At 37.0% G+C, this 16,548-nt stretch carries 14 protein-coding genes; 12 read left to right on the top strand and 2 right to left on the bottom strand.

All coding sequences use genetic code 11. The features are described 5' to 3' along the window. Position 1: 1 nt before the first annotated feature. The 3 genes from HMPREF1321_RS01490 to HMPREF1321_RS01480 all read left to right on the top strand — a co-directional run bounded on the left by HMPREF1321_RS01490 (position 2) and on the right by HMPREF1321_RS01480 (position 2,839). On the top strand, positions 2-1,132 hold the full coding sequence (locus HMPREF1321_RS01490; RefSeq protein WP_009421050.1) for a peptidylprolyl isomerase: 1,131 nt from the start codon (positions 2-4) through the stop codon (positions 1,130-1,132). A gap of 108 nt (positions 1,133-1,240) precedes the next feature. Further along, complete coding sequence (locus HMPREF1321_RS01485; RefSeq protein ID WP_009418287.1) at positions 1,241-1,750, top strand: IS1096 element passenger TnpR family protein; 510 nt, start codon at positions 1,241-1,243, stop codon at positions 1,748-1,750. Between the two features lie 30 nt (positions 1,751-1,780). Continuing rightward, on the top strand, positions 1,781-2,839 hold the full coding sequence (locus HMPREF1321_RS01480; protein WP_009411811.1) for a nucleoid-associated protein: 1,059 nt from the start codon (positions 1,781-1,783) through the stop codon (positions 2,837-2,839). Between the two features lie 79 nt (positions 2,840-2,918). On the opposite strand, the gene HMPREF1321_RS01475 is transcribed toward HMPREF1321_RS01480, so the two are convergent. Beyond that, the gene (locus HMPREF1321_RS01475) at positions 2,919-3,926 is read right to left on the bottom strand and encodes an aldose epimerase family protein (protein ID WP_009421059.1); all 1,008 of its coding nucleotides are present in this window, start codon (positions 3,924-3,926) and stop codon (positions 2,919-2,921) included. A gap of 83 nt (positions 3,927-4,009) precedes the next feature. Beyond that, on the bottom strand, positions 4,010-4,993 hold the full coding sequence (murB, locus tag HMPREF1321_RS01470) for a UDP-N-acetylmuramate dehydrogenase (RefSeq protein WP_009421042.1): 984 nt from the start codon (positions 4,991-4,993) through the stop codon (positions 4,010-4,012). Positions 4,994-5,516: 523 nt separating this feature from the next. On the opposite strand from murB, the gene HMPREF1321_RS01465 reads away from it, so the two are divergent. From HMPREF1321_RS01465 to HMPREF1321_RS11805, 9 genes are all read left to right on the top strand, one after another. Then, the gene (locus HMPREF1321_RS01465) at positions 5,517-7,052 is read left to right on the top strand and encodes a helicase HerA-like domain-containing protein (RefSeq protein ID WP_009421043.1); all 1,536 of its coding nucleotides are present in this window, start codon (positions 5,517-5,519) and stop codon (positions 7,050-7,052) included. Beyond that, positions 7,052-7,597 carry a hypothetical protein gene (locus tag HMPREF1321_RS01460; protein WP_009411807.1) on the top strand — a complete coding sequence of 182 codons (546 nt, stop codon included), beginning with the start codon at positions 7,052-7,054 and terminating at the stop codon, positions 7,595-7,597. Before HMPREF1321_RS01465 ends, HMPREF1321_RS01460 begins: the two co-directional genes overlap by 1 nt. An 83-nt stretch (positions 7,598-7,680) precedes the next feature. Continuing rightward, the gene (gene ribB, locus HMPREF1321_RS01455; RefSeq protein WP_034575452.1) at positions 7,681-8,805 is read left to right on the top strand and encodes a 3,4-dihydroxy-2-butanone-4-phosphate synthase; all 1,125 of its coding nucleotides are present in this window, start codon (positions 7,681-7,683) and stop codon (positions 8,803-8,805) included. 28 nt (positions 8,806-8,833) lie between these two features. Further along, positions 8,834-9,730 (top strand): DUF4835 family protein, encoded by an 897-nt coding sequence (locus tag HMPREF1321_RS01450; RefSeq protein ID WP_009421057.1) that lies wholly within the window; start codon positions 8,834-8,836, stop codon positions 9,728-9,730. A 5-nt stretch (positions 9,731-9,735) separates the two neighbouring features. After that, positions 9,736-11,394: a DNA repair protein RecN gene (gene recN, locus HMPREF1321_RS01445; RefSeq protein WP_009421049.1), complete on the top strand. Its 1,659-nt coding sequence runs from the start codon at positions 9,736-9,738 to the stop codon at positions 11,392-11,394. A gap of 43 nt (positions 11,395-11,437) precedes the next feature. Further along, on the top strand, positions 11,438-12,403 hold the full coding sequence (locus HMPREF1321_RS01440) for a polyprenyl synthetase family protein (protein WP_009421053.1): 966 nt from the start codon (positions 11,438-11,440) through the stop codon (positions 12,401-12,403). 60 nt (positions 12,404-12,463) lie between these two features. Then, positions 12,464-12,994, top strand: a complete 531-nt coding sequence (locus HMPREF1321_RS01435) for a DUF4136 domain-containing protein (protein ID WP_009421044.1) — start codon at positions 12,464-12,466, stop codon at positions 12,992-12,994. 117 nt (positions 12,995-13,111) lie between these two features. Continuing rightward, positions 13,112-16,288, top strand: a complete 3,177-nt coding sequence (locus HMPREF1321_RS01430) for an efflux RND transporter permease subunit (RefSeq protein WP_009421052.1) — start codon at positions 13,112-13,114, stop codon at positions 16,286-16,288. A gap of 108 nt (positions 16,289-16,396) precedes the next feature. Beyond that, a complete protein-coding gene (locus HMPREF1321_RS11805; protein ID WP_157461760.1) occupies positions 16,397-16,543 on the top strand; it encodes a hypothetical protein in 147 nt (48 codons plus the stop codon). The last annotated feature ends 5 nt before the right edge of the window (positions 16,544-16,548 follow it).

Raw genomic sequence — 16,548 nt, 5'->3', positions numbered from 1 at the left:
TATGAGACGACTCAATTTTATCGCATTGCTTTCTGCAATGTTTGTATTTTTCAGTTGCAATTCGCAAAAGAAAGCCTATAAAGATTTAGGCGATGGCTTATTTGCGGATATTGAAACTACTCAAGGAAATATTATTGTAAAACTAAACTACAAAGAAACTCCTGTAACAGTAGCCAACTTTGTTACTTTGGCAGAAGGTAAAAACACTTTTGTAAAAGCTGAATACAAAGGTAAACCATTTTACAACGGAACAATTTTCCACCGAGTAATCAAGGATTTTATGATACAAGGAGGTGACCCTACCGGCACTGGAATGGGAGAACCCGGTTATCGATTTGAAGATGAGATAGTGCCCACTTTAAAACACGATAAAAAAGGAATCTTGTCAATGGCAAACGCAGGACCAGCTACCAATGGCAGTCAGTTTTTTATTACCCAAGTGCCTACTCCTCATTTAGATGGTCGCCACACAGTATTCGGCGAAACGGTGAAAGGTTTAGAAGTAATAGATGCTATTGCTAATACTAAAACAGTAATGAATGACAAGCCTGAAAAGGATATCAAAATCAATAAGATTACTATTATTGCCAATGGTAAAGATGCTAAAAGTTTCAATGCTGTAAAAGTTTTTGAAGATTACTTCAAAGAAATTAACAAGAGAGAACGAGAAAGAGAGGCTAAGACGAAAGCCGCTGCAGCTAAGTTCTTAGAAGAAGTAAAAGTACAGGAACCACAAGCTAAAGCACTTCCTTCAGGAGTAAAAATCTTTAAGTTAATTGATGGCAAAGGCAAACAACCTAATCACACACATCAAGTAATGGTAAACTACGCAGGTTATTTGAAAAACGGAACCCTTTTCGATTCTAACGTAAAAGAAATTGAAGAGGCTTATGGTAAATACAACTCATTACGTGAACAACAAGGAGGATACCAAGCCTTCCCTATGCCTTACAACACTTCTGCACAACTTATACCAGGCTTCAGAGATGCTTTGCTTACAATGAAAGTAGGTGATAAAATACGCGTATTTATTCCTGCTGCTTTAGGATATGGCGAAAGAGGTGCTGGCGATGTGATTCCACCTAATAGCGACCTTATTTTCGATATTGAAATTACAGATATAGCTAAATAAGTATAGAAAATAAGAATATACAAACTTTGTCAAAGTCTCTAACAGCCTGTCGTGCTACGACCTTTGACAAAGTTTTTTACTAACAACTAAAATAACTAAAAACTAAAAATGGTATACAAATTCAGAGTGATACTCGACGTTAAAGAAGACGTTTTTAGAGATATTATCATTCAAGGAGAAGCTACTTTGGAAGATTTACACAATGTAATCAACCAATCATTTGGCTTTGCTGGTGACGAAATGGCTTCTTTCTATCTTACCGATGAGGATTGGAATCAGGGAGAGGAAATCACCCTTTTTGATGTATCAGAAAGCGGAGAAATGCGCTTGATGGAAGAGACAACCATCGAATCGGTAGTAAGTGAAGAAGAGCCTAAACTGTTGTACGTATACGACTTTATGTCGATGTGGACATTCTTCGTAGAATTAGTAGAGATTGATGAAGAAGAAACAGGCGCCTCTTATCCTGCTTTGATATACGCTCACGGTTCTATTCCTGCTGAAGCTCCCGAAAAATCATTTGTAGCTGATGATTTTGATGAGTTTGAAGATGAATTTAACGATTTTGACCTCGACGAAGACGATTATGGAAGTTTCAGTGAAGAAGAATACTACTAATTACGTAATAGTAACAGATAACAAGTAACTATGCTAAATTTATATACAACAAACATTGAAACACTTTCTATTCACAGGGTAGGTAATCTAAGCAAAGGAGAACCTCTATTCCTTTCAGAAAAACCTTATGCACTAAACGATGAGATTATAGGGTTACTGAAAGAATACTTCTTTAAACCTTTCCGTGAAAAAGAAGAAAACTACTTTCACTTAGTACACGATACCGATGTTGAGTTCAATGAACTTTACCAGCTGGTAACTCCTATTTTTGAGAACGAGAGCTCTATTCACGAGCAATCTAAGAAGATTGCGCAACACTTGTACAATCAGTCTAATCACCCACATATCAAAAGCGGAGAGGTGTATGTAGCGCTTCTTCACGATAGTTATTTAGATAATGAAAAGGTAAAAGCAGTAGGTATCTTCAAATCGGAGATGAGGAACAGCTTTTTGCAGTTTGAGGAACAGGCTAACCAGTTGGAGATGATTATTCAAGAGGGAGTGAACATTCACCGATTGGATAAAGGTTGTATTATCTTTAATGTGAATAAAGAGGACGGATACAAAATACTTTCCATCGATAGCAATCGTTACGATACTAAGTATTGGTTGGAGAACTTTCTAAATGTCGATGCGTTAATAGACGATAATTTCTATACTAAAAAGTACTTAAAATTCAGCCAAGACTTTGCCAAAGATGTAATCTTGCCTGCTGAAGATAAAAAAGAAGAGGTTTTGTTTATGAACCGTGCGATTAATTACTTCGCTAAGAATGATGATTTTGAAGAAACCTCGTTTATGAATGAAGTGTTTGAAAATCCTGAATTGATACCAGAGTTTAAGCACTACAAAGTAGAGAAAGGACCTAAGTACCAAATAGAAGATGTATCAACCTTTCCGATTGTTAATAAGGCTGTATCGGATGTGCGCAAAAAAATTAAAAATGTGATTGATTTAGACACTAATATCCAAATACGTATGGACTTTATCAATCCAGAATCAGCTGATAAGTTTATTGAGAAAGGTTGGGACGAAGAAAAACAAATGTATTACTATTTGGTGTACTTCAATAAAGAACAAAAAAGCTAGATTTTAAATGGTGATAGCATAAAAAAGAGTCTGTATATCAGACTCTTTTTTTTATGCTTCTATCTATCTTATATTCCTTCTACGAAAGGTGTATAAACTTAAATTCAGTAAAGAAATTGTATTCTTCTTTAGGTCTTAACACTACATTATCGAACTGTGGATGTTTAGTAGCATCGGCATAACCTTGTGCTTCAAAACAAATCCCTCTGTTTTGCCCTACAGTTTTGCGATGAGGTGGTTGCAACTCAGGTAAATAATATCCTGCATAGATATGTAACACAGGGTGATTGGTACGCACTTCCATTGCCAATGAACCTTCTCCGTTAGTAAGTGTAGCCATTACTTCCTCAGGGGCAATCTCACGTACAAACGAATTATCAGTATGAGCATATACCTTTTGCCCTTTTCGGTAATCCAAACGTGTGCCAGCCACAGGAGGGCGTTCACCTGTAGGGGTAAAGAATCCTTCTTCTAGCGGTACGTACTTATCGGCTTTTATTTGTAAGGTATTGTTAAGCACATCGGTATTGCTTTCATTGAGGTTAAAATACGTATGCTGAGTGAGATTTAAAATAGTAGGTGCATCGGTGGTGCCGTGATAATCAATGCGCAAACGGTTATCGGAAGTAAGCGTATAGGTTACACGCACCGTTACCTCACCTGGGTAACCCTCTTCACCATCTTTAGAAACATATTGTAAGGTTACTGAAGAATTATCTTCTCCCCTATTTACTGCCACTACGTCCCAAAAGACACTATCAAAGCCTACTGAGCCTCCGTGTATTTGATTTTCTCCCAAATTGCAGTTCAATTGTATTTCCTTGCCATCGATAATAACTTTTCCGTACTTTATACGCCCTGCATTACGCCCTATAATCGCACCAAGATACGGATACTCTTTGCGGTAAGCCTCACTTACGTACTCTTCAAACGTGTCGAATCCCAATACACACTCTACTTTTTTCCCCTTTACAGGCACTTTAATAGAGCTAATCACACCACCAAAATTAAGTACGGTTACTTCCATACCTCCCTTATTAGAAAGTACAATAGTTTGTAATTTTTCTTTATGATATTCTTTTTTCATCAATAATTATTTTTTTAGATAAAGATATTGAAATAATGCGAATCAAGAGTTGGATTGAGTTGTATGTAAATAGAGTATATCCATTAAAATATATTCACTTCAAACTCCAAGGCAATACCAAACTTTTCTTGTACTTGAGCTTTTACATAATTAGCTACCGCTAAAATTTCCTCACCCGTAGCTTCACCATAATTCACCAATACCAATGCTTGATGCTTGTGCACTCCTGCATCTCCTTTCCGATAACCTTTGAGTCCTGAGCGGTCTATAAGCCAACCTGCTGGTACTTTCACTTCGGTTTCATTCACTGGATAACAAGGAATTCCAGGATATTGCTGTTGTAGTTTTTCGTAATCAGTTTTTAGAATAATTGGATTTTTAAAGAAACTGCCACAATTACCCAAAACATTAGGGTTAGGCAATTTACTTTCGCGAATGGTAATAATCGCATCGGACAACTCTTTGGGGGTAGGTTTGGTAATTCCTCGCTCTGAAAGGACTTGCTGAATAGCTCCGTATTGCGTGTGTAATTGGTGGTTCTTTTTAGTAAGTTTAAAAGTAACCGAAGTAATGATATAATTGCCCTTCTCTTTCCCCTTAAAAATAGATTCTCGATAAGCAAAAGCACATTCTGCATTTGTAAATATGCGTTTTTGCAGTGTATGAACCTCAATAGTCTCACAACTCTCCATCACATCTTTTATTTCCACCCCATAAGCCCCTATATTCTGTACAGGAGTAGTACCTACATTGCCGTAGATCAGTGAAAGATTTTCAAGTCCGCCATAGCCCTGTTGTAAAGTATAACGCACAAATTGGTGCCAATTCTCTCCTGCTTGTGCTTTAAGCCATATGTATTCATCAGTTTCTTTTACAGTGCTAATGCCTTTAAGCAAAATGTGAAACACAGGTTGCGTAATATTTTTAGTGAGAAGCATATTGCTTCCTCCCCCTAAAACAAATGGATTGTGATACTCTTGTAACGCACTGATGAGTTCCTTCTCGCTATGGATAGGAATATATTTTTCAGCTTGAACTTTAAGGTTAAAAGTGTTAGGTATTTGCATAACTTACGGTCTACTTACAAGTGCAAAGGTATGTAAAAAAAATGAATTAGCAAATGTGAAAAATTAGTAAATTAGCAAATGGAGATTGATGGCTTAGTAGTAGGGTCACGAAGAAACGGAAGATAACGGAGAGGTTCGGAAGATGATTGAAGGAGATTTTGGTGAAAAAAGATTATTAGGAGGGTATGTTTAGCTTATAGGAAGCTTATAGGAAGCTTATACGAATCTTGGACGATTGGTATAGAATAGCTATGTAAATGATTAAAAATGAGGAGTTAAGAGTTAATGAAAAACCGTAGTTTTGAGGGAAATAAAGCGACGTAAAACGAAAGGAAAGACCGTTGTTTGCTCTTAGTCTGTAAGTCTCATAAGGTTATTAACAAACCCTTTTATTACACTAAAAATAAATTTGTTACCTAATAAATTTTGGGTTTTCAACTTTTTTTTCTACCTTTGTGCCTTGAAAATACCAACTACCTATCGAATAAGTAAAACACTACTAACAGCTTAAAACTAATAACAAATGGCTAAAATAGATTCTTTTAAAGAAACAATGCTCGCTGGATACTCGTTTAAAGGTGATTACATTACCTTAGGAGGGGCTATCTACGAAGGGCAACCTATTGAAAACGTATTGGTAAATTTACCTTTAAAAACACTTAACCGCCACGGGCTTATCGCAGGAGCTACGGGTACAGGTAAAACTAAAACTCTGCAAGTTATCGCCGAAAACCTTTCTAAAAAAGGTGTTCCTATATTGTTAATGGACTTGAAAGGCGACCTCAGTGGTATTGCTGAATCTGGTGAAGTAAAGCCTTTTATCTTAGAACGTTTAGGTAAGATAGGCTTAGACTTTCAACCACAGGCATTCCCCACCGAACTACTGACCATTTCGGAGCAAAAGGGTGTGCGTATGCGTGCTACTGTATCAGAATTTGGCTCTGTGTTACTTTCACGCATCTTAGACCTAAGCGATGTACAAGAAGGCGTTTTGGCAGTGGTTTTCAAATACTGCGATGACCACGCACTACCCTTGTTAGACCTAAAAGATTTAAAGAAGATACTTCAATATGCCACTGATGAAGGAAAGACCGACTTCGAAAAAGAGTACGGAGCGGTTTCTAAGTCCTCAACAAGTGCTATCTTGCGTAAAATTGTGGAATTAGAGCATCAAGGTGCTGAGCTTTTCTTCGGCGAGCGCAGTTTTGAACCAGCTGACTTAATGAGAACCAATGCACAGGGCGAAGGTTATGTAAACATCATTCGCCTTACGGACATTCAAGACCGCCCTAAGATGTTCTCGACCTTTATGTTGAGTCTTTTGGCTGAAATTTACACTACTTTCCCCGAAGAAGGCGATATGTCGAAACCTAAGTTGGTTATCTTTATCGACGAAGCGCACCTTATTTTCAATGAGGCTTCCAAAACGCTTCTCAACCAATTAGAGAACATTGTAAAGCTCATACGTTCAAAAGGTGTGGGACTTATTTTCTGTACTCAAAACCCTACCGATATCCCCGATGCGATACTCTCTCAGCTGGGTATGAAGGTACAACACGCTCTGCGTGCTTTCACCGCTAAAGACCGTAAAGCCATTAAGCTAATTGCAGAGAACTATCCTTCATCAGAATTTTACGACACTACCGATACGCTTACTTCCTTAGGAACAGGAGAAGCACTGGTAACAGTACTGAACGAAAAAGGAATACCTACTCCATTGGTAGACACAATGATGCGCGCACCGATGAGTAGAATGGATATCCTTAGTGATAGTGAAATTGAAGCGTTGGTAGGGCGTTCGGAGTTAGTGCGCAAATACAACGAAGTTATCGACCGTGAAAGCGCTTATGAAATCTTAAATAAGAAAATAGAGGACGTGCGGAAAGAGGAAGAGAAGCAAAAAGAAGCTAAGGAAGCCGAAAAAGCTTCTGCTCCTAAGCCCACTACACAAAAAACTACTACTAAGCGTTCGGGTACTAATCCTTTGATAAAAATGGTTACAAGTGCGTCGTTCGTAAGAGGAGTTTTAGGAATATTAAATAAAATCATCAAGAAATAATGAAAAAATACTTTATCATCATTACTGTTCTTTTAACTATTGTGGCGTGTAACAATAAAAAGAATGAGTTCCTCATCACTAATAACAGTGTAGGAGTCCTCCAAAAAGACACTCCCATACAAAAGTTAGATTCTATCTTTGCTAAGGACTCCATAGTAAACTCGACTATGGAAGGAGAGTTGCGTTATGCAAGTGCTGAACGCATTACTATTTTAGACAAAGAAGGTAAAGAGCTTCTTGAAATTACTCCCACTACCAATGATAAGGGGGATAAAATAGTGGAAAGTGTATTGATATTGTGCGATAAATACGCTACCGAAAAAGGGATTTCGTTACAGAGTACTTTTAAAGACGTAAAGAAAAAATATCCCGATTTAGAAATTGAGCCCTCTATCAGTAGCGTAATGGTTACTCCAAAAGGAAAGAATTACTACTTTACTTTTGATAAATCGGCTCTTAAAACAGCTTTTGACCTTACCGATAATATCTCAGAAGGAGATATTGAGGAAAGTGCCAAAATCGCTCGTATTACAGTTAATTTTTAAGTTGAACGAAGATTAATAACTATTTATAATTTTAACACGAGTGATACACTCGTGTTCATTTTGTATAAAATCAATTGATAAAGATGAACAATATTAAACTAAACAGCATTGAAGAAGCTGTTGAAGACATAAAAAAAGGAAAAGTCGTTATTGTAGTAGATGATGAAAACCGCGAAAATGAAGGCGATTTTATTGCTGCTGCTGAAAAGGTAACTCCTGAGATGATTAATTTTATGATTACCAACGGTCGCGGGTTAGTCTGTGCTCCTCTTACTGAAAAACGCTGTGCTGAGCTTGACCTTCCGATGATGGTGCAAAATAACACCGTACTACACGAAACTCAGTTTACTGTTTCAGTAGATTTAAAAGGTCAGGGTTGTACTACCGGTATTTCAGCTTTCGACCGAGCTAAAACTATTCAAGCATTGGTAGACCCAAAGACCACTCCTTTCGACTTGGGGCGTCCTGGACATATATTCCCTTTACGCGCTAAAGAAGGCGGAGTGCTTCGCCGTACAGGACACACAGAAGCAACTATTGACCTCACTCGTATTGCGGGACTAAAACCTGCGGGTATTTTAGTAGAAATCTTAAATGAAGATGGTACGATGGCACGATTACCTCAGTTGGTGGAAATAGCTAAGAAATTCGACCTTAAAATCATTTCTATTGAAGACCTTATTGCTTATCGTATGCGCAAAGATACACTTGTAATAAAGAAAGAAGATTTCTTGTTGCAAACCCCTTATGGAGAATTCCGCTTGCGCGCTTATGAACAAACTACTAACAAGCAAATACACTTAGCCTTTACACAAGGCACTTGGAAAGCAGATGAACCTGTGCTTACGCGCGTTCATTCATCGTTTATCAGCAATGATATTCTGGAAGTTATAGCAGGAGATAAGGACAACCCTCTTGAACGCATTTTCAGAAAAATTAATGAGGAAGGCAAAGGAGCTGTGATAGTAATTAATAAAGAAGGTTATTCGAAAACGTTGTTACAGCACATTACCGAAATCAAAGAACACCAAACAGGGCACCCTCTTCCTCAAGTAGGTAAAGATACCAAAGATATTGGGATGGGAGCTCAAATACTCAACGATTTAGGTATTAGGAAACTTCGATTGCTTACCAACTCTAAAAATGCGTCTAATTACGTAGGAATGTCGGGCTACGGTCTTGAAATTACGGAAGAGATACCGTATTAATTAGAATGGGAAGATAGGAAATAATTATATGACACATATCATTATGAGAAAAATAACACTCTTTTTAGCCCTAATTGCCAGCTCATTTTCTTTCTCACAAGAGTTGAATGCCGTGGTAACGGTCAATACACAACAGGTAAATTTAAGTAATCGCTCAGTCTTTAAGACCTTAGAAAAATCTTTGCAAGAATTTATCAATCAAATCCGTTGGACAGATTTGAAAGTGCGCGAAAACGAACGTATCCGTTGTAGTTTTACTCTGGTGATTAATAAGTTTGAAAATTCGCACTATGAAGCAAGTCTTTTGGTGCAATCTTCTCGTCCTGTATACAATTCAGCTTATCAATCTCCTGTATTTAACTTGCAAGATAAAGAAGTAGCTTTTGACTATCAAGAGTTTGCCCCTCTTACCTTCAATGAAAATGCCTTTGAGTCGAACCTCACGTCGGTAATAGCTTACTATGCCTATTTGCTATTAGGGTTCGATGCTGATACGTTTGCTGAAAATGCAGGGAGACCTTATTTCTTAAAGGCACAACAAATTGCTAATATAGCACAAAACAGTAGTTATACAGGTTGGGCTGATAATGGTAAAAACAACCGATTCTTGTTAATAAATGAGCTCATTTCAGAAAATTACACTGATTATCACAAAGCTTTATACCAATACCATCGTTTGGGTTTAGATATAATGAGCACCGATGAGAAAGGCGGAAAAGAAGCTATCCAAAATGCTATTATTTTACTTGAAAAAATACCAAGCCTACGGTTGAGCTCCTATGCAATGATATTGTTTTTTAATGCAAAAACTGATGAAATTGCCTCTATCTACTCAGGTGGAATGATTTTTAATACCAAAATGCTAAAAGAAGCCTTAATGAAATTAGCTCCCACCCAAGTAACTAAGTGGAATGAAATAAAATAAGGAATATGCTCAACACTCTATCTATAAAAAATTATGCATTAATTGATGACCTAAAAGTTGACTTTCCTAAAGGCTTTATTATTATCACAGGCGAAACAGGTTCAGGAAAATCTATAATGCTTGACGCTCTTTCCTTAGTATTGGGGAAACGTGCCGATATGTCTGCTTTGAGGAATAAAGATGAAAAATGTGTAATTGAAGCCGAATTTTCTTTGCAAAATTATGAATTTCAATCTCTCTTCAATGAGCTGGAAATAGATTATGACACTCAAACTATTATACGTCGTGAAATTCTTCCTTCGGGAAAATCTCGAGCTTTCGTGAATGATTCTCCTGTAACATTAGACGTGCTTTCACGTTTAGGTGAAGTACTCGTAGATATTCATTCTCAGCACCAAACTCTTTCTTTAAGTGACACAGCTTTTCAGTTTGAAATTATAGATGCAATGGCTGAAAATAAATCTTTATTAGAGGAATACCAACGCCTTTTAGCACTACTTAAAAACGAACAAAAAAAACTACAAGAGCTCATAGATTTCCAACAGACAGCTAATAAAGAATACGATTACAATCTGCACCAACTCAAAGAACTGAAATCGGTTACTTTAGGAGAAGACATTTTGGAGGAATTGGAAGAAAGCTATGAAGAAGCCTCTAACATTGAAGAGATAAAAGAAAGTGTAACTGAAAGTTTATATTTACTCAACGATGAGAACATAGGTATTTTGAATAATTTGCGTGAACTGCGTCGCTCTTTTTCAAATCTTACAGAATACAAACAGCAATACCGCGAATTATATGAACGCATTGACTCAGCTTTCTTAGATTTAGAAGATTTGAGTAGAGATGTAGCAGACATTGATGAAAACATAGAAACAGACCCAGAAAATTTAGAGGAAATATCTAAGCAACTCAATAAAATCTACTCACTTCAACAAAAGCACAAAGTAACAACCGTTGAAGAGTTGATGAGTATTCAAGAACGTTTAGAGAAGGCTGTTTCTAAAACTGAAAGCGCAGATTTCGACCTTAAAGAACAACAAGAGTTAGTTGCAAAACATCAAGCAGAAACTTCTAAAAAAGCAACTGAGTTACACAAAACTCGTGAAAAAGTAGTTCCTACTCTCACTAAACAATTAGAGAGCTTTATGCACGAATTAGGAATGCCAAATGGGCGTTTTGATATCAAGCTAACATCTACCTCACATTTCTTTAACAACGGAAATGATGAGCTCTCATTTTTATTTTCTGCCAATAAAGGAGGAGATTTTGGACCATTAAAGAAAGTAGCTTCAGGAGGAGAACTGTCGCGTATAATGTTAGCTGTAAAAGCTATAATGGCAGCACATACAGCGCTCCCTACTATTATGTTCGACGAAATTGACACAGGAGTATCAGGGGAAATCTCTCAAAAAATGGGTGATATAATGAAACAAATGAGCAAAAACAGACAGGTTTTTGCTATTACCCATTTACCGCAAATAGCTGCTAAAGGTGCTTATCATTTTAAAGTATTTAAAGAAGATATAACAGGTAAGACAACTACCCATCTTAAAATGCTCACCGAACAAGAACGCATTTCAGAACTCTCAGAAATGCTTGAAGGAAAAAATAGTGGTGAATCAGCTCGTAATCACGCAATAGAGCTTTTAAGAAAAGGATAAAAAACAGACAAGTATTAACTTTCTAAACTAATAATAAATTATTATGCTTCCCATTGAAGAGTATAAAACAGCTTTTTTACAGCATATAGAAAAAATTTTTACTCCCAAAGAGCCTATTCACCTCTATGAACCCATTCAGTACATTCTTAACTTAGGGGGAAAGCGTATTCGCCCTATACTTACCCTTATTGCAACCGATATTTTTGGTAAAGACTATCACAAAGGACTTAATGCAGCTACTGCCATAGAGGTTTTTCACAACTTTTCACTTATCCACGACGATATTATGGATAATGCTTCTCTAAGGCGTGGCAAACCTACTGTACATCAAAAATGGGATACAAATGTAGGTATACTTTCAGGAGATGCTATGCTTATCATTGCCTATAAATTATTAGAGGATTATCCTTCAGAAATATTTCAAGAATTAGTAAAAACATTAAGTGAAACAGCCCTTAAAGTATGTGAAGGACAGCAAATGGATATGGATTTTGAAAAGCTACAAGAGGTAAGTATTGAGACATATATGCAAATGATTTCATACAAAACTTCAGTTCTTATAGGAGCTGCCTTACAAATGGGTAGTATTATCTCTGAAACCACTAAGGAAAACCAAATAAATATGTACAATTTCGGTTTAAATTTAGGAATAGCTTTTCAGTTACAAGATGATTATTTGGATACTTTTGGAGATGCTTCATTTGGTAAAAAAATAGGAGGTGATATTATAGAGAATAAGAAAACTATACTCTATTTAAAATCTTTAGCACTAAGCAATGAAAAACAACGTGAAGAATTATTAAGAGCATATGCTTTAAATGAAGTTGATAATAAAATAGCAAGAGTAAGAGAGATTTTTCAGATAACAAATGCAGACAAAGCTGTTCGCCAGCTGATAGAAAGTTATACTCAAAAAGCTCTTATGACATTAGAGAAAATAACTATAGGTGATGATAAACGAGAATATCTCAAAACTTTTGCCCTACAATTAATGGATAGAAAAATATAAAACGGTATAGATTTTGTGTTTATAAAACAAGATTTCAAAACCTTTTAAATAACTTATGATATGAAAAAAACAACTGTTTTTATACTCCTAATTATGGCTGTTGTTCTTAGTTCTTGTGCTAGTGTATATGTAGCTACAGATTATGACCAACAGGCCGATTTTTCTGCATACAAATCATTTGCTTTCTTTAAAGAAGGTATTGATAAAGTTCCTATCTCAGATTTAGATAAGAAACGTATTCTACGAGCTATTGAGCGTAATTTAACGTCTAAAGGGATGACACTTTCTGAAAAACCAGACGTTTTAGTAAATATCTTTACACGTGAACAAGAAAATGTAGATGTATATAACAATTCTCCATACTATTGGGGCTGGGGAATGGGCTGGGGACCTTTTTGGGGAGGAGCAACCTATAATGTAGCTCGAAGTACAGAAGGTTCTCTTTATATTGAAATTATAGACGCTCGTAAACGTGAACTTATTTGGCAAGGTAAAGGTGTAGGTAACCTACCTCAAACAACGGAGCGGAAAGAAGAAGCTATCAATAATTTCGTAAATAAAATATTAGAAAAATATCCTCCAAAACAGTAAGTCTCATAAATTATTTAAATACTTACTTATAATAAAAGTTTCCTGAAATATGGAAACTTTTTTTGTTTATTAAGTTTTTTATCGTACCTTTGCCCCCGATTTAGAACAAACAAACAGATGGATTTAATTAAACTTTCTATTAAGCGTCCCAGTGTGCTTATTGTGATGCTCTTGTTGTTGCTACTTGGTGGCTTCTATTCGTATAAGTTATTGAACTACGAGCTCATTCCTAAGTTTGAAGTGAATGTAGTTACTATCTCTACTGTGTATGCAGGAGCCTCTCCTTCGGAGATTGAGAGCACCGTGACAAAGAAAATTGAGGATGCCGTTTCGGCTTTGGAAAATATCAAAAAGATACAATCATATTCGTATGAAAGTCTTTCAGTGGTTGTAGTACAACTTACTAACGATGCGAATGTAGATAACACCCTTAATGAGGCACAGCGCAAAATTAATGCAATAAGAGCTGATTTGCCCGATGATGCTAAAGAACCATCATTGAGTAAATTCTCTCTTTCCGATTTACCTATTGTGTCCATAGGGGTTACCTCTAACCTATCGGCACAAGAATTGTACGACTTGGTAGATAAAAAAATACAGCCGGAGTTATCACGTGTTCCAGGAGTAGCACAAGTAAATATAATAGGTGGTCGCAAACGCGAAATACGCGTGAGCATTGATGCTAAGAAGTTAGAAGGTTATGGTCTTTCTATAGCTCAAGTACAACAGCTAATCGCGGCTTCGAATATGGAAATTCCTGCGGGTAAAATTAAAACTCGTGAGAATAGCACTTCTATACGTTTGCTTGGTAAATTACAAGATGTAGAACAGTTGCGCAACCTTATACTTACTTCACAGAATGGAGTAGAGATACGACTTTCGGATGTAGCTGATGTGCAAGACACCGAAGAAGAAGCTACCAAAATAGCGCGTATAGACCAAGAAAATACTCTCTTGCTACAAGTATTGAAACAAACCGATGCTAATGCTGTATCGGTGAGTGAGTTGGTACGCAAGAAGATGGCGCAAGTAGAGCAGACTTATAAAAATGAAGGTGTAAAAATGTTATTGGCAGAAGATACCAGTGAGTTTACCTTAGAAGCAGCCAACTCTGTAATGTCCGATTTGATATTGGCAATTGTATTGGTAGCAGTAGTGATGTTCTTCTTCCTTCACAGTCTGCGTAATGCTATTATTGTAATGGTATCTATACCTACTTCTCTCATTGCTACTTTTATAGGTATGTATTTCTTTGGATTTACACTGAACTTGATGAGCTTGGTAGCTCTTTCGATGGTGGTAGGTATCTTGGTGGACGATGCTATTGTAGTATTAGAAAACATTCACCGGCATATGGAGATGGGTAAGAACAAAGTACGAGCTGCTTTTGATGGCTCTAAGGAAATTGTGCTTACGGTAATGGCAATTACCTTAGTAATTGTGGTAGTATTCGTCCCTATTTCATTAGGTAATGCTATTGTGGTAAAAGTATTACGTGAGTTCTGTTTGACCGTAGCTATTGCTACAATGCTTTCATTATTGATGTCTTTTACAGTAGTTCCTTGGTTGTACTCTCGGTTTGGGAAATTAGAACACGCAAATCCCAATTCATTTTTAGGAAAACTAACCATAGGCTTTGAAGGATACCTCAAACGCTTTACACAGTTCTTCTCTGACTTATTGGTATGGGTATTTGCCAATAAATGGAAAACTATTATTTTGGTATTTTTCCTTTTTGTAGGTTCTTGTTCATTGATTCCTACTGGATTTATCGGATCTGAGTTTATGCCTAATATGGATAGAGGAAAGTTTTTAGTACAGTTTGAATTGAATAAAGATGCTTCCTTAGAGCAGACTAACTTTATGACCCAAAAAGCTGAAAACTACCTTCGTAACCTAAAAGTAGAGGGTACTAATAAACCTTTGGTAGAGAGTATGATTACTACTGTAGGGCAGTCTACCAGTGGTATGGGAGCTTCACAAGCAACCCCTTACAAATCGGAAATACAGCTTACTATTATTGATAAAAAAGAGCGTAATGAATCGACTAACGTAATTGCAGCAAAGCTGAAACGTGAACTAAGTCAGTATTTGGTAGATGCCAAAGTGAAGACGGTACCAGTAGGGATGATGGGAGCTGAACAAGCACCAATTGCTTTGGTTGTTACTTCTGACAATGTGGAAGTAGCCCAACAGTACGCTGAAAAAACAGCTGAGCTTCTTAAAACTGTTGAAGGTGCTACTGAAATTAAGCTTTCCTCAGAATCTGGTAATCCCGAAATAAATGTGCAGATAGACCGCGATAAGATGGCAATGTTAGGACTTAATATTGCTACTGTAGGGGGAACGATGCGAACCGCTTTTAATGGTAATGACGACAGTAAGTTCCGCACAGGAGATTCAGAATACAATATTAATATAGTGTTTGAAGAAGGTAGCCGTCAGTCTATAGACGATATAGAAAATATGATGTTTATCAACTCGGCAGGACAACAAGTAAAACTATCACAATTTGCGACTATAGCCTACGCTTCAGGACCTACACAGCTGGAACGTTATGACAAATCTCCTTCGGTAACAGTACAAGCTCAATCGGTAGGTCGTCCTACAGGTACTATAGTTTCAGAATGGAAAACTAAAATAGACCAATTAGAAAAACCTGCTAACGTACACTTCGTGTTTACAGGTGACCAAGAGATGCAAGACGAAGGATTTGGCACCTTGTTCATATCGCTATTTGCTGCTATTCTCCTAGTTTATATGGTAATGGTAGTATTATACGACAGTTTTTCACGACCTTTTGTGGTATTGTTCTCTATACCGCTTTCGTTCATTGGAGCTTTAGTAGCTTTGGCATTAGCCAATATGTCACTCAATATCTTTACTCTTTTAGGTATCATTATGCTTATTGGGTTGGTTGCTAAGAACGCGATTATGTTAGTAGACTTTGCCAACCACCGCAAGCAAGAAGGGGAAGATACTGTAACTGCATTAATACAAGCAAACCACGCGCGTTTACGCCCTATCTTGATGACGACTATCGCAATGGTAGCAGGTATGATTCCGCTTGCTATTGCCAATGGAGCAGGTGCCGAAGTGAACAATGGTTTGGCGATTGTAATTATAGGTGGACTTATTTCCTCATTGTTCTTAACACTTATTGTAGTGCCTTTGGTATACCTTATTTTTGACAATATTGGCAGACGTTTCGGTAAAGGTACTAAGACTGATTACGAAAAACTGATGATTGCCGATTACGAGCACAGAGACATCAAAGGCGAACACGAAGTATAACTATAATTCATCTTATTTTTTACTTATCTCTTAGACGGTGCGAGGTCGTAGCACGACAGGCAGATAGAGCGAGACGCATAGGCAGATAGGAAAAAGACGAACGAACGAATGACGAACAAAAGACGGTGCGAGCCACACGAGCAGATGAGGGAAAGACGAACAAAAGACGAACAAAAGACGAACAAAAGACGAACAAAAGACGAACAAAAGACGAACAATGAACGAACAATGAACGAACAAATGACGAAGGAATGACGAAT

This window comes from Capnocytophaga sp. oral taxon 412 str. F0487 (assembly GCF_000271925.1).
Classification (GTDB): Bacteria; Bacteroidota; Bacteroidia; order Flavobacteriales; family Flavobacteriaceae; genus Capnocytophaga; species Capnocytophaga ochracea.
This window is presented reverse-complemented; position numbering and strand designations above follow the sequence as displayed.